This window comes from Paraburkholderia sp. CHISQ3 (genome assembly GCF_030464945.1).
Classification (GTDB): domain Bacteria; phylum Pseudomonadota; class Gammaproteobacteria; order Burkholderiales; family Burkholderiaceae; genus Paraburkholderia; species Paraburkholderia megapolitana.
In genome coordinates this window covers 191,923-206,040 of sequence record NZ_JALPRG010000008.1, presented here as the reverse complement: position 1 = coordinate 206,040, position 14,118 = coordinate 191,923, and the positions used below count along the sequence as shown (strand labels likewise).

General features: G+C 64.4%; 12 protein-coding genes. 7 read left to right on the top strand and 5 right to left on the bottom strand.

Translation table 11 applies throughout. From position 1 onward, the window contains the following. Nucleotides 1–3: 3 nt before the first annotated feature. The 4 genes from M0D65_RS20475 to M0D65_RS20460 all read right to left on the bottom strand — a co-directional run bounded on the left by M0D65_RS20475 (nt 4) and on the right by M0D65_RS20460 (nt 5,338). Complete coding sequence (locus M0D65_RS20475; protein WP_266254304.1) at nt 4–1,620, bottom strand: ABC transporter substrate-binding protein; 1,617 nt, start codon at nt 1,618–1,620, stop codon at nt 4–6. Nucleotides 1,621–1,689: 69 nt separating this feature from the next. Continuing rightward, nucleotides 1,690–2,967 carry an FAD-binding oxidoreductase gene (locus tag M0D65_RS20470; protein ID WP_266254303.1) on the bottom strand — a complete coding sequence of 426 codons (1,278 nt, stop codon included), beginning with the start codon at nt 2,965–2,967 and terminating at the stop codon, nt 1,690–1,692. Nucleotides 2,968–3,014: 47 nt separating this feature from the next. Then, nucleotides 3,015–3,683, bottom strand: coding sequence for a haloacid dehalogenase type II (locus tag M0D65_RS20465; protein WP_266254302.1), 669 nt, complete (start codon nt 3,681–3,683; stop codon nt 3,015–3,017). A 176-nt stretch (nt 3,684–3,859) separates the two neighbouring features. Further along, nucleotides 3,860–5,338 (bottom strand): aldehyde dehydrogenase, encoded by a 1,479-nt coding sequence (locus M0D65_RS20460; RefSeq protein ID WP_266254301.1) that lies wholly within the window; start codon nt 5,336–5,338, stop codon nt 3,860–3,862. A gap of 292 nt (nt 5,339–5,630) precedes the next feature. On the opposite strand from M0D65_RS20460, the gene M0D65_RS20455 reads away from it, so the two are divergent. From M0D65_RS20455 to M0D65_RS20440, 4 genes are all read left to right on the top strand, one after another. Then, on the top strand, nt 5,631–6,500 hold the full coding sequence (locus M0D65_RS20455; RefSeq protein ID WP_266254300.1) for a GNAT family N-acetyltransferase: 870 nt from the start codon (nt 5,631–5,633) through the stop codon (nt 6,498–6,500). A gap of 2 nt (nt 6,501–6,502) precedes the next feature. Beyond that, nucleotides 6,503–7,429, top strand: coding sequence for a glyoxylate/hydroxypyruvate reductase A (locus M0D65_RS20450; protein ID WP_266254299.1), 927 nt, complete (start codon nt 6,503–6,505; stop codon nt 7,427–7,429). A gap of 166 nt (nt 7,430–7,595) precedes the next feature. Beyond that, entirely contained in the window at nt 7,596–8,993 is a 1,398-nt protein-coding gene (locus tag M0D65_RS20445) for an aspartate aminotransferase family protein (RefSeq protein WP_266254298.1), read from the top strand. Between the two features lie 53 nt (nt 8,994–9,046). Further along, a complete protein-coding gene (locus M0D65_RS20440; RefSeq protein ID WP_266254297.1) occupies nt 9,047–9,544 on the top strand; it encodes an Lrp/AsnC family transcriptional regulator in 498 nt (165 codons plus the stop codon). On the opposite strand, the gene M0D65_RS20435 is transcribed toward M0D65_RS20440, so the two are convergent. After that, complete coding sequence (locus tag M0D65_RS20435; protein WP_266254296.1) at nt 9,541–10,446, bottom strand: LysR substrate-binding domain-containing protein; 906 nt, start codon at nt 10,444–10,446, stop codon at nt 9,541–9,543. The genes M0D65_RS20440 and M0D65_RS20435 overlap by 4 nt on opposite strands. A gap of 122 nt (nt 10,447–10,568) precedes the next feature. Between M0D65_RS20435 and M0D65_RS20430 the strand changes: the two genes are divergently transcribed. Genes M0D65_RS20430 through M0D65_RS20420 form a run of 3 tightly spaced genes read left to right on the top strand, consistent with a single transcriptional unit; the run spans nt 10,569 to nt 14,114 of the window. Next, nucleotides 10,569–11,651, top strand: coding sequence for a tartrate dehydrogenase (locus M0D65_RS20430; protein ID WP_266254295.1), 1,083 nt, complete (start codon nt 10,569–10,571; stop codon nt 11,649–11,651). Nucleotides 11,652–11,667: 16 nt separating this feature from the next. Next, nucleotides 11,668–13,140 (top strand): NAD-dependent succinate-semialdehyde dehydrogenase, encoded by a 1,473-nt coding sequence (locus M0D65_RS20425; protein WP_266254294.1) that lies wholly within the window; start codon nt 11,668–11,670, stop codon nt 13,138–13,140. Next, entirely contained in the window at nt 13,137–14,114 is a 978-nt protein-coding gene (locus tag M0D65_RS20420) for a succinylglutamate desuccinylase/aspartoacylase family protein (protein ID WP_266254293.1), read from the top strand. The genes M0D65_RS20425 and M0D65_RS20420 overlap by 4 nt, the downstream gene beginning before the upstream one ends. Nucleotides 14,115–14,118: the final 4 nt, after the last annotated feature.

Sequence of the window (14,118 nt, the reverse complement as noted above, 5' to 3'; positions counted from 1 at the left end):
CGCTCAGCTCTCGAGCCAGACGTTTTCCGCAAACATGAAGCCCATCAGGCCAGCAAGCGGAATCGAGCCAAGCCCCTTGAGTTTCGTCGTATGCGCGTCGAGCGAACTCTGGAACAGCGGGATGCCGATACCGCCGGTTTCATGGACCAGTACCTGCATGTCGCCGTAGATCTTCTTGCGCTTCGCATCGTCCGGTTCTCCGCGTGCCGCGACCAGCATCTGATCGAACTTCGGGCTCTTCCAGTTGGCTTCGTTCCACGGCGCATCGGACTTGAAGAACTGCGTGAACAGCACGTCGGCGCTCGGCCGCGCGTTGACCGAACCGAAGCCCAATGGATGCTTCATCCAGTGGTTCGACCAGTAGCCGTCGGCGGGTACGCGTGTCACCTGCAGGTTCAGGCCGGCTTGCGGAGCGACCTGCTGAAGCAGCATCGCCATCTCGACCGATCCCTCCGCCGCCGGCGACGCGAAGATCTGCACCGGCGCGCTGCCAAGCTTGGCCTTCTGGAAGTGGAACTTCGCCTTGTCCGGGTCGAACGTGCGTTGCGGCAAACCCGCGAGGTAATACTTGTTGGTCGGATCGATCGGCTGATCGTTGCCGATCGCACCGAAACCCTGGAAGATCGCGCGGCGCATCTGCTCGCGATCCTGCAGATACATCATGCCTCGCCGAAAATCGTCGTTGCCGGTAATACCGCCTTCGTCCCGCACGATCAGATCGGTGTACTGGCCGGTTTTCGTCTCCAGTACGGCGAAGCCACCAGCGCCCTTGATCTGGGTGGTGGAACGCGGGCTGACCGAGTTGATCAACTGCACGTCGCCCGACAGCAACGCATTCACGCGCGCCGATTCGTCGCCGATACCGATCAGCTCCAGTTCGTCGAGGTACGGCATACCCGACTTCCAGTATTTCTCGTTGCGCACACCCACCGTGCGCACACCTGGCGAAAATTCCTTGACCTTGAACGGACCGGTGCCGATCGCGGTCTTGAAGTCGCGCGTGCCGTCCTTGATGATCAGGAAATGTGACGTGGCGAGGATTACCGGCAGGTCCGCGTTCGGACCTTCCAGCGTAATCGTCACTTCGTTCGGGCCACTCGCCTTGACCTCCTTGATCTGGTCGGCAAGCGTTTTTGCCTTCGATGCGGTCGCCGGGTCCTTGTGGCGCATGATCGAGTACACGACGTCGGCGGGCGCGAGCGCCTTGCCGTCGTGGAACTGCACGCCGCTACGCAGCTTTGCGACCCACACCAATGCATCTTTCGATTCGAGCGATTGCGCAAGCGCCATCTTTGCGCCGAGGTGTGTGTCGAGTTCGGTCAGGCCGTTGTAGAACATGTTGCAACGGACGTAGTCGGTACCGAGCGCGCCCTTCGCCGGATCGAGCGTATCGGCTGCGGAAGCGGACTGGGTCGCCACGCGGATCTTGCCGCCCTGCTTCGGTTTCTCCTGAGCAAACGCCGCGCCGCTCGCGGTGAGCAGACCGGCGCCGGTCATCGACATCATGCCGGCGGCGGCCATCGCGCGCAGCACGTTGCGCCGCGACGCGCCGCTCGCCGTCAAGCCGTCGAGCCCGGTAACGGGTGCGAGGACGTCGTGTTGCGAGTTTTCCTTATTCATCGAACTTCTCCGCGAGGGTTGGCAGGGATAGCTGCGCGATTGACCGGCGACCGGGTCAATCGGATCGGGTCAATAAAAAATGTCCTTGATGCGGTAGTACGTGCCCACCAGCGGCAAAAACCAGGGCTTGCCGGTATGCCCCGGAATCGCGGGCCACTCGGCTTCGCACCACGGGTTGCGCTCGTCGCGGCCGTCCATCACGTCGGCCATCACCTGCCCCATGTGCGTCGACATCTGCGTGCCGTGACCGCTGTAGCCCATCGAAAAATAGATGCCATCGTGCTGCCCCGCGTGCGGCAGGCGGTCGGCGGTCATATCCACCAGGCCGCCCCAGCAGTAGTCGACATGCGCGATCGCGAGCGGCGGAAACATCTTCGCGAGGCTCTGCTGCAGAATGCGTCCGCTCTTCGCATCCGACGGCTGCTCGGATGCGGTAAAACGCGCGCGACCGCCGAACAGCAGGCGCGAATCGGGTGTGACGCGAAAATAGTTGTGCATGAGGCGCGTGGTCGTGTACGCGCGCCGCTTCGGGAACAGCTGCGCGAGCAGTTCGGACGGCAGTCGCTCGGTGACGACGATAAACGAGCCAACCGGCGCAAGCCGGCGCCGGTACCAGCCGAACGGGCCGTGCCGCGACGGCCCGGTGGCGATGAGCACCTGCTTCGCGCGCACTTCGCCGCGCGCCGTCGCGACCCGGTAGCCGCCCGCGCCGTCCTTCGCGATCGCCGACACGGCCGCGCACTCGTACAACTTCGCGCCGCGGCGCACGGCAGCATCGGCGAGACCCACGGCGAACTTGCCCATATGCATCTGGCCGCCGTGCCGTTGCAGCAGTCCGCCGTAAAAACTGTCCGACTGGATCTCGTTGCGAATCTGCTCGCGGCCGATCAGTTCGATATCCGGATCGACTTCGCGATGAATCAGCGCCGCCGTTTTCTCCAGATGACCGAGGTGGTGCGGCTTCGATGCGAGCTTCAGTTTGCCGGTGGCGACGTAATCGCAATCGATCTGCTCTTCGCGGATCAATCGTTCGACGGTATCGACTGCACTCGCGTACGCGCGATAGCAGGTGCGTGCGCGATCGATGCCGAGTTGCGCGGCGAGCGCCACGAAATCCTGCGCGACGCCGGTGTTGACCTGACCGCCGTTGCGCCCCGATGCGCCACCGCCGATCCGTCCCGCGTCGAGCACCGTGACGGACGCGCCGCGCCGTCCGAGCGCCTCGGCTGCCGAAAGACCGGTGAAGCCGCCGCCGATCACGACGACATCGGCCCGACCGTCGACTGGACCTTCGCTGGCCGACCGTAGCGGCGGCGCGGTATCGAGCCAGTAGGAATCGAGTTTCATCGGCGAGGTCCCGGTGGCAGGCGGTTTCGGTGGCGGGGCGGTCGCGCTTACAGGCCGAGTTGCGTTGCCAGATGCGGAATGTCGTCGACTTCGTAGTACTCGTAGTAAGGAGTAGACGGTTCATGGCCGCGCTTCACGAAGGCCTTGTGGCGGATGCCCATGTCATGCGCGGTCATCAAGTCGTAGCGCAGGCTCGACGAAACATGCAGGACGTCTTCCGGATTGCAGTCGAGCTGGTCGAACATGTACTCGAAGCCCTGCATGCGCGGCTTGTACGACTGCGCCTGCTCGGCGGTGAAGACCGCATGGAACGGCGCACCGAGCTTGTCGACGTTGCTCTGGATCTGGTTGTTCGAGGCGTTCGACAGGATGACCAGCTTGTACTTCTTCGCGAGACGCGACAGGCCCTCGGGTACGTCCGGATGCGGGCCCCAGGTCGGCACGGCCGTATAGAAGGTTTCGGCCTGCGCTTCGTCGAACGCTACGTTCACGCGCCGGCACGCGCGACGGAGCGCATTGACGATCACATCGCGATACGGCTTCCACGCGCCGAGCACTTCGTCGCGACGATAGCCGGCGAAGAAGGCAACCAGCTTTTCGAGGTCCGCGGCGTCGAGCTTGTCGCGATACAGGTCGCGCGTCATATCGGCGAGACGGAAACGCGTCAAGGTACCGTAGCAGTCGAAGGTGATGTACTTCGGCTCGAATTCGATCATGGTGTCAGTCCTATCGTTGTGATGAACTCGCGACGAGTTCAGTAGCGAAAACAGGAAAACGCATTCCCTGTAGAAGATTTAATCAGCGCAAAAACATAGATGCTTCTGATTCGGCCGGCGCCGATGACACAAAACATCCGTTTTGAGGGCATCGCGCAGCAGAGTCTGCGGCGGGCTCAAGGGCGAATATCGATCAGCACGCTCTTGAAGCGCAGGTTGGCTTCGTAAGCCTGCCGGCCGAGATCCTTGCCGATGCCGGAACGCTTGTAACCGCCGGTCGGAATCATGAAGTCGGCGCTACGGCCGTAGCGGTTGACCCAGACGGTGCCCGCCTCCAGACCGCGCACCAGACGCAGCGCCCGGCCAAGGTCGGCTGTATGAACGCCGGCAGCGAGGCCGTAGTCGGGATGCCGGGCCAGCGCGAGCGCTTCATCCTCGGAATCGAAGACCTGCAACGTCAGTACCGGACCGAAGATTTCTTCGCGCACGGCTTCGATGTCGGTGCCGACATCCGCGAGTAGCGTCGGGGTGTAGAACGCGCCGGGCGTGCCGCCGTCCGCACGCTTGCCGCCGTAGCGCAACGTCGCGCCGGCCGCCACGCTGCGCGCCACGATGCCGTCGATGCGCGCGGCCTGCGCTTCGGAAACGATCGGCGACAGCGTGGTGCCGGCGAACCACGTTGCACCGGCACGCAGTTCGGCAAACGCACGGCCGATCCGCTCGGCGAGCGCGTCGGCCACACTGCGCTCGACCAGCAGCCGCGAGCCGGCCACGCAAACCTGCCCGGCGTTGCCCGTGATCGCACCGGCAATCCGGCGCGCGACATCGTCGAGACGCGGCGCATCGGCAAAGACGATCTGCGGACTCTTGCCGCCCAGTTCGAGCGTGACGGGCCGGGTGCCTGTTTCGGCACACGCGGCCATGATCGCGGCACCGGTGCGCGTGGAACCGGTGAACGTGACCTTGCCGATCTTCGGATGACGGACGAGCGCGTCGCCCGTGATACGGCCGTCGCCCTGCACCACGTTGAAGATGCCGGCCGGTACGCCGGCCTGCACGGCGAGTTCAGCGAGCCGTAACGCGGAGAACGGCGTCATTTCGGACGGTTTGAGCACCACCGCGTTGCCCGCCGCGAGTGCCGGCGCGATCTTCCATGAGGCCATCACGAGCGGAAAATTCCACGGCGCGATGGCGCCGATCACACCATATGGCTCGGCCATGGTCAGGCCGAGATGATCGTGATCGGTTGCGGCGACGTCGCCGCCCAGCTTGTCGGCGAATTCCGCATAGAAGCGGATGCCTTCGGCGGTGAACGGCACGTCCCAGGCGAGCGCATCGCGGATCGGGCGCGTCGAGCCCAGCGCCTCGAGACGGCCGAGCGCGGCGACATCGGCGGCGACGAGGTCGGCGAAGCGCCGCAGGATTCTTGCGCGTTCGCGCGGTGCCATGCTGGCCCAGCCGCTCGTGCGAAACGCCTGCCATGCATTCTCGACCGCGCGATCGACCCATGCCGCGTCGGCGACCGGCACCGATGCATACACCACGCCATCCGACGGCCGCGCGACCTCGATGCGACGTGCGCCTTCGTCGACATACGCCCCGCCGATGAAATGGCCGCTGCGAATCGCAATGTCGTTGGGATCGAAACTGTCCATAGGGAGAGAGGTCCTGATTGCGTGGCTGAAAGACCGCACCGAAAGGCCGCACTGAACGACACCATGCGGCGCGGCCGCGATAGCTGAAATCGTAGGACTGGACGCACCGCATATCTCGCCGACAAAAATGGGCGTACAGCACAATCCCGTTGTAATCGCCACGCCAACCGGCCATTTGTGCCGATCTGCGCGGCCCGGTCGCGGATGCGTCGCAATGAAAAGATCGTCCTAGTCACGCTACACGGCGGATGACACAGTCACGGGTAGCTTCTAGCCATCGAGGGAGTTCGGCGTGTCCGATCCAATCACCTACAGACGCTTCACTGACGACGACATCCCGGCAGCCCACGCGCTGACAGTCGAACTGAAATGGCCGCACCGCGCGGACGACTGGAAATTCGTCGCGCATCTCGGCATTGGTTTCGTGGCGCAAGACACGAGCGGTGTAATCGGCACCGCGCTGTGCTGGAAATTTGGCGCGGACCGGGCCTCGCTCGGGATGGTGATCGTGTCGCCCGCGCACCAGGGGCGCGGTATCGGCAGGCAACTGATGGAGCGCGTACTCGAAGCGCTCGGCGGTCGCGTGACGTTTCTGCATGCCACGACAGCCGGCCGCCCACTTTATGAAAAGCTCGGCTTTCACGCGACCGGTACGCTCGACCAGCATCAGGGCGCGGCGTTCCAGCCGCCGCTCGTATCGCTGCCGCCGGGCGAGCGTCTGCGCCCGCTCGGATCGAGCGATACGGCACGCCTCGTCGAACTTGCATCGCGCGCGAGCGGGCTCGACCGCAGCGTCGTTCTGCCCGCACTGCTCACCGCCGCCGACGGCATCGCGCTCGATCGCGACGGCGAACTGGTCGGCTTCGCCCTGTTCCGCCGCTTCGGCCGCGGCTTCGCGATCGGACCGGTGGTCGCGCCCGCGGCCCCCGACGAGCGCCGCGCCAAGGCGTTGATCAGTCATTGGCTCGCGCTCAATGAAGGCGTATTCGTGCGCATCGACACACCCGGCGGAAGCGGGTTGACCGCGTGGCTGGAACGGATGGGCCTGCCGCGCGTGGATACCTCTGTGAAAATGGTGCGCCCGGCACAACGCGGCGACGTAAGCGATGCAGAGGATGACGATTGCCGGCAGTTCGGCATCGTCAACCAGGCGATCTTCTGACCATGACGTTTCTCTACAAGGGCGACCCCGAGCGCGGCGCGCAATGGGCCGCGCTGTTCGCGCGTAAGGCGCCGGACCTGCGGTTTCGCGTCTGGCCCGATCTCGGCGACCCTACTGAGATCCGCTACCTCGCCGCCTGGCAGCCACCCGACAACCTGACGCGCACGCTGCCCAATCTCGAAGCGATATTTTCGGTCGGCGCGGGCATCGATCAGTTCGACCTGTCGCACGTGCCGACGCATGTGCCGGTCGTGCGCATGATCGAGCCAGGTATCGTCGAAGGGATGGTGGAATACGTCACGCAGGCGGTGCTGACCCTGCACCGCGACCTGTTCGATTACGCGCTTCAGCAACAACAGCAGATCTGGCGCGAGCGGACGCAGTTGCCGGCGGCGCAGCGGCGGATCGGTGTGCTCGGACTCGGCGTGCTGGGCACAGCGGTGCTGGAGCGGCTACGTCTGTTCGGTTTCGCGTGTGCGGGCTGGAGCCGTTCGGTCCGCACCCTCGAAGGAGTCGAGTGCTATGCGGGTGAGGCTGCACTCGATGCCTTTCTTGCCCGCACCGATATTCTCATTTGCCTCGTGCCGCTCACCGACGCGACCCGCGGCCTGCTCGACGCGGCCCTGTTCGCGCGGCTGCCGCGTGGCGCGTCGCTGATCCAGACCGGGCGCGGCCCGCACCTGCGGCAGCAGGACCTGCTCGCGGCGCTGGACAGCGGCCAGTTGCAGCACGCAATCCTCGACGTGACGGACCCCGAGCCGCTACCTGCCGGCCACCCGCTATGGACGCATCCGCGCGTGCGGATCACGCCGCATATCGCCAGCGCGACGCGGCCCGACACCGCCGTCGAAGTCGTGCTGGAGAATCTGCGCCGGCATCGCGAAGGCCTGCCGATGCTCGGCGAGATCGACCGGACGCAAGGGTACTAGGCGATTTCCTGTCGCCGTGTTTGCGGGTGGTCAGCAGAAAATGCCGGACAGGTGCCGAAAAAAACGTCGCGCGCACTTTTCGGGCGATGGTTTAAGGCATCGCGCGATCGTCGTGGGTCAGTAGTATCGGATGGTCTACAGCCCCTTTGCGACGAGAAAACTCACCATGTCGATTCAATCGCTCATCGAAGCCGACCGCAAGCATCTGATTCACCCGGTCATCAACTATCGCGCGCACGAAGCCCGCGGCGTCACCGTCCTCGAATCCGCCAATGGCGCGTTTCTGCGCGACGCGGCCGGCAACGAACTGCTCGATGCATTCTCCGGCCTGTGGTGCGTCAACGTCGGTTACGGCCAGCAGAGTATCGTCGACGCCGCGACCGCGCAGATGAAGAAACTGCCCTACGCGACCGGCTATTTCCACTTCGGCTCGGCCCCCGCCATCGAACTGGCGCAACAGCTCGTCGCCGTGTCGCCCGCTTCGCTGCAGCACGTGTATTTCACTCTGGGCGGCTCGGACGCAATCGACTCCGCACTGCGCTTCATCACCCACTACTTCAATGCAACCGGCCGGCCTTCGAAGAAACACGTCATCGCGCTGCAACGCGGTTATCACGGCTCATCGACGATGGGAGCGGGGCTCACCGCGCTGCCAGCGTTTCACCGCCACTTCGATCTGCCGCTGCCGAACCAGCATCATCTGCCGTCGCCGTACGCGTACCGCAGCGACTTCCCCGACGACGCCGCGTTGATCGCCGCATCGGTCGCCGCACTCGAAGCAAAGGTCGCCGCGCTCGGCACGGACCACGTCGCCGCGTTTTTCTGCGAGCCCATCCAGGGTTCCGGCGGCGTGATCGTGCCGCCGGTCGGCTGGCTGAAAGCGATGCGCGACGCCTGCCGCCGGCTCGACATCCTGTTCGTCGCCGACGAAGTGATCACCGGGTTCGGGCGCACCGGTCCGCTGTTTGCGTGTCAGGGCGAACAGGTCGAACCCGATCTGATGACCGTGGCGAAGGGGTTGACCGCCGGCTATGCGCCGATGGGTGCCGTACTGATGTCGGACGAGGTCTACCAGGGGATCGCGGGGCACGATACCGAGGCGATCGTCGGTCACGGCCATACGTATTCGGCGCATCCGGTCAGTGCGGCGATCGGTCTCGAAGTGCTGCGGCTGTATCACGAGGGCGGTGTGCTCGCGAACGGCGTGGCACGCGCTCCGCGCTTCGCACAGGGGCTGGACGCGCTGCTCGAGCATCCGCTCGTCGGCGATGCGCGGCATCGCGGCCTGCTGGGGGCGCTCGAACTCGTCGCCGACAAGAACAGCAAGGCCGGCTTCGATCCCGCCCTGAAGCTGTCCGAGCGGATCGCCGCGGCCGCGTATCAAAACCGCCTCGTGTTCCGCGCGTTCGGCGACAACATTCTCGGTTTCGCACCCGCGCTGTCGTACACCGAAGCCGAATTCGACCTGCTGTTCGAGCGCCTCGAAAAAACCCTCGACGACGTTCTCGCACAAGCCGATGTCGGGGCTGCCGTGAAGCGCAAAAGCGCTATCGCTGCGTGCTAGAGTAGAGCGTCTTTCGAGCACCATTCCCCAATCGCCGGAGCGATAAAGTCACGATGATCAGCGACAGCAAGCTTGATCGAATTGATCTGCGGATACTTTCCCAGTTGCAGAAGAAAGGCCGCATCACGAACGTCGAGCTTGCCGATGCGGTCGGCCTTTCGCCCAGTCCGTGCCTGATCCGGGTCAAGCGCCTCGAAAAGGCCGGCTACATCATCGGGTACGGTGCGCAGATCCAGCTCGAAAAGCTCGGCGACGTGCAGATCGTGTTTACCGAAGTGACGCTCGCCGATCACCGGCGCGAAGATTTCATCAAGTTTGTGGCGGCGATCCGCGATGTCGACGAGATCGTCGAGTGCCACCTGGCAAGCGGCGGCTACGACTATCTGCTGAAGTTCGTGACGCGTAGCGTGAGCCACTATCAGAGCATCGTGGAAGGCCTGCTGGAACGCGACATCGGGATCGAGAAGTACTTCAGCTACGTGATCATCAAGTCGCCGTTCGTGAAGAATCACTACCCGCTCGAAACGCTGTTCTCGCAGCATCACAACTAGCGCGGCTGCGCAAACTCCTCGCTCAGAAAATCGACACACACCCGTACCTTCGCCGACTGCGCGAGCCGCGCCGGATACACCGCCCACAGGTTCGCCGGTTGCGTGACGTCGGGCAGCACCTGCTGCAACTGGCCGCTCTCGAGCAGCGGCCACACATCCCACATCGAGCGCAGCACGATGCCACGCCCCGCCAGTGCCCATTGCACGGCCACCTCGCCGTGATTCGTCGACAGCGGCCCGGTGACCTTGACCGATGTCACATCGCCGCGCACTGTCAAACGCCAGAGACCGAACGGATGATCGCGTTCCTTGATCGCGAGGCACGCATGCGACGACAGATCGGCCAGCTGTTTCGGCGCACCGTGCTGCGCCAGATAATCGGGCGACGCGCACAATACGCGGTGATTCGACGCGAGCCGCTTCGCGATCAGATGCGACGCGATGTCGTCGCCGATCCGGATATCGAGGTCGAAGCCTTCACCGCCTACGTCAACAAGCCGGTCGAACAGATCGAGCCTCACATTGAGCTGCGGGAACTGCTCCGAGAAACGGGCCAGCGCGGGCGCGACGAACCGCCTGCCGAAACCGAAACTGCTCGATATACGCAGCTTGCCGGCCGGAATGCGCCGCGTGGTGGACACGTCCTCGACGAGCTGCTCGACGTCGTCGAGTATCTTTTCCGCCCATGCGTAGACGCGTTCGCCGGCTTCGGTGATCGCGACGCGGCGCGTCGAGCGATGCAGCAGCCGTGTGCCGAGCGTAGCCTCGAGCACGTTGATTCGCTTGCTGACGTACGCCGCCGACACCGACAACGCCTCGGCTGCCGCGCTAAAACTCGATTTGCGCGCCACTTCGCAAAACACGCGCAAATCGCCGAGATCGGGTGACGGGACGGCATTCATGGCGGATCTCTTTGTACACGATTCGTGCACAGTGACTTAACTGAAGCCGCCATTTTAAGATCAAACAGAAGGAATAGACTAGCCACTGTCACACCATCGAAGACTCATGGAGGAGCAGGAACATGGCGAACAAGTACCAGATTGCGGTGATCCCCGGCGACGGCATCGGTGTCGAAGTGATGCCCGAAGCGCTCAGAACACTGGACGCCGTAGGCAAGCGTTTCGGCATCGACTTCGAATACCGGCACATCGAGTGGGCGAGCTGCGCGTACTACGCGAAGCACGGCCAGATGATGCCGGACGACTGGAAGGCCCAGCTGCAATCCGCCGATGCGATCCTGTTCGGCGCAGTCGGCTGGCCCGACACGGTGCCCGACCACATCTCGCTGTGGGGCTCGCTGCTCAAGTTCCGCCGCGAATTCGATCAGTACATCAACCTGCGGCCTGCGCGCCTTTTCGCTGGCGTTCCTTCGCCGCTCGCGGGCCGCAAGGCCGGCGACATCGACTTCTGGATCGTGCGCGAAAACACCGAAGGCGAATATTCGTCGGTGGGCGGCGTGATGTTCGAAGGCACCGAGCGCGAATTCGTACTGCAGGAATCGATCTTCACGCGGCACGGCAGCGAGCGCGTGCTGAAGTTCGCCTTCGATCTCGCTCAACGGCGCGAACGCAAGAAGATCACCGTTGCAACGAAGAGCAACGGCATCGCCATCAGCATGCCGTGGTGGGACAAGTGTGCGGCCGGTATCGCCGCACAGTATCCCGACGTAACGTGGGACAAGCAGCACATCGATATTCTCTGCGCGCGTTTCGTGCTGAACCCCGATCGCTTCGACGTCGTCGTGGCGACCAACCTGTTCGGCGACATCCTGTCGGATCTCGGCCCGGCCTGTACCGGCACGATCGGGCTGGCGCCGTCGGCCAACATGAATCCGGATCGCAAGTTTCCTTCGCTGTTCGAGCCCGTGCATGGATCGGCGCCCGATATCGCGGGCAAGAACATCGCGAATCCAATCGCGATGATCTGGTCCGCGGCGATGATGCTCGACTTTCTCGGCAATCACACGGGCAAGGAGCGCGAGGCTCACGACGCGATTCTGGCGGCCATCGAAGCGACGTTGATCGAAGGACCGCATACCGGCGACCTCGGCGGCAAAGCAAGCACGACGGATGTCGGTCAGGCGATCGCGGCGAAACTGGCTTAGGCCGAAGGAGCAACGCATGGCGCGCAGATTCGAACTGAGCGAGCTGATCCGCTTCGACAACTTCATCGACGGACGCTGGACGCCCGCGCAGGACGGCGCACGCTTTGCGGTCACCGACCCGGCCACCGGCAACACGATTGCCGAGGTCGCCGACAGCAGCCCCGCCGATGCCCGCGCCGCCACCGATGCCGCCGCGCGCGCCTTTCCGGCGTGGCGTGCCGCGCTACCTAAAGATCGCGCGGCCGTGCTGCAGCGCTGGCATGCGCTGATCGTCGACAATCAGGACGCGCTCGGCGCGCTGATCTCGCTAGAACAGGGCAAGCCGCTCGCCGAAGGCCGCGGCGAAATCGCGTACGGCGCGTCGTACGTGGCGTGGTTCGCGGACGAAGCGACGCGCATCTACGGCGACCTGATTCCGCAGCAGCAGCACGGCAAACGGATGTCGGCGATCAAGGAACCGATCGGCATCGTGGCCGCGATCACGCCGTGGAATTTCCCGCTCGCGATGATCGCGCGCAAGATCGCCCCGGCGCTCGCCGCCGGCTGCACCGTGATCGCCAAGCCCGCCGAAGACACCCCGTTGACCGCCTCCGCACTGGTCCTGCTAGCGCACGAAGCCGGCGTGCCGACGGGTGTGCTCAACCTGATCACGGCATCGCGCGATCACGCGGTCGGCGCGGTCGCGGACTGGCTCCACGACGCACGTGTACGCAAGATCACTTTCACCGGGTCGACCCAGGTCGGCAAGTACCTCGCGCGCGAATCGGCGGATACGCTGAAGAAACTGTCACTGGAACTCGGCGGCAATGCGCCGTTCATCGTGTTCGACGACGCCGACCTCGATGCCGCTGTCAGCGGCCTGCTCGCGGCCAAGTTCCGCAACGGCGGACAGACCTGCGTCTGCCCGAACCGTGTGTATGTGCAGGCGGGCGTGTACGATCGTTTCGCCGAGCTGCTGGCACAACGCGTCGCCGCACTGAAGGTCGCCCCCGCCACCGACCCCGCCGCCCAGATCGGTCCGATGATCAATGTCCGCGCGCTCGACAAGATCGCCCGCCACGTCGACGATGCCGTGTCGCACGGCGCCCGCGTGCTGGCCGGCGGCAAGCGTCTGCCGGAACTCGGGCCGCGCTATTACGCACCGACGGTACTGGCAGATGCGACAGCCGACATGCAGCTGAACAACGAAGAAACCTTCGGCCCCATCGTGCCGCTGTTTCGCTTCGACGACGAAGCACAAGCCGTCAAGGCCGCGAACGACACACCGTTTGGCCTCGCCGCTTACTTCTTCAGCGAGAACCTGAAGCGTATCGACCGGGTATCGCGAGCGCTCGAAGCAGGTATCGTCGGCATCAATGAAGGTGCTGTGGCGAGCGAGGCTGCGCCCTTCGGCGGCGTCAAGGAATCGGGTTATGGACGCGAGGGCTCGAAGTACGGCCTGGACGATTATCTTTCGATCAAATACCTGTGCCAGGGCAACCTCGAATGAGCATCGACAATTACCCCATCGAAGTCGGCTTCCCCGATATTTCGGCGCATGAACGCTCGTCGTCCGGCATCCCTTACGCGCACACGTTCGACTCGGGTGCACCGGGACCGCATGTGATGATCAACGCACTGACGCACGGCAACGAAGTGTGCGGTGCGATCGTGGTCGACGAACTGCTGCGCCGTGCATTGCGGCCGCGGCGCGGACGCTTGACGCTCGCCTTCGCGAACGTCGATGCGTATCGCCGCTTCGATCCCGCGAAGCCCGATGCCGCGCGCTTCGTCGACCAGGATTTCAACCGCGTGTGGACTGCCGCAGTGCTCGACGACACGTCGCGCACGTCCAGCGAGCTGACCCGCGCGCGGCAGCTGCGTCCGCTCGTCGATACGGTCGACAGCCTGCTCGATCTGCACTCGATGCATGAGAAGAGCGCGCCGCTGATCGTCGCGGGGCCGCTGCAAAAAGGCAGCGACCTCGCGGTGCGACTCGGCACGCCGGCCACCGTGATCTGCGACGAGGGCCACCCCGAGGGGCGCCGCATGCGCGACTACGAAGCGTTCGGCGAACCCGGCAGTCCGAAGAACGCGTTGCTGATCGAATGCGGGCAGCACTGGGAACAGAGCGCCGTCGCTGTGGCACGCGACACCTCCGCGCGCTTTTTGCTGCTGGCCGGCATCGTCGACGAAGCGGACCTGCCGGCGGACTGGATCGCTCCGCTACCTGCCACCCAGCGCGTCGTACGCGTGACACAGCCGGTTGTGGCCACGAGCATGGACTTTCGTTTCGCCGCGCCGTACACCGGGCTGGAAATCTTTCCGGAGGCCGGCACTGTGATCGGCTGGTCGAACGGCGAACCCGTGCTGACACCCTACGACAACTGCATGCTCGTGATGCCGTCGCTCAGGCAATTGCGCCCGGGCGTCACGGTGGTTCGTCTGGGCAAGGTCGAACAGGTTCTCGAAAGCGGCGCATGACACA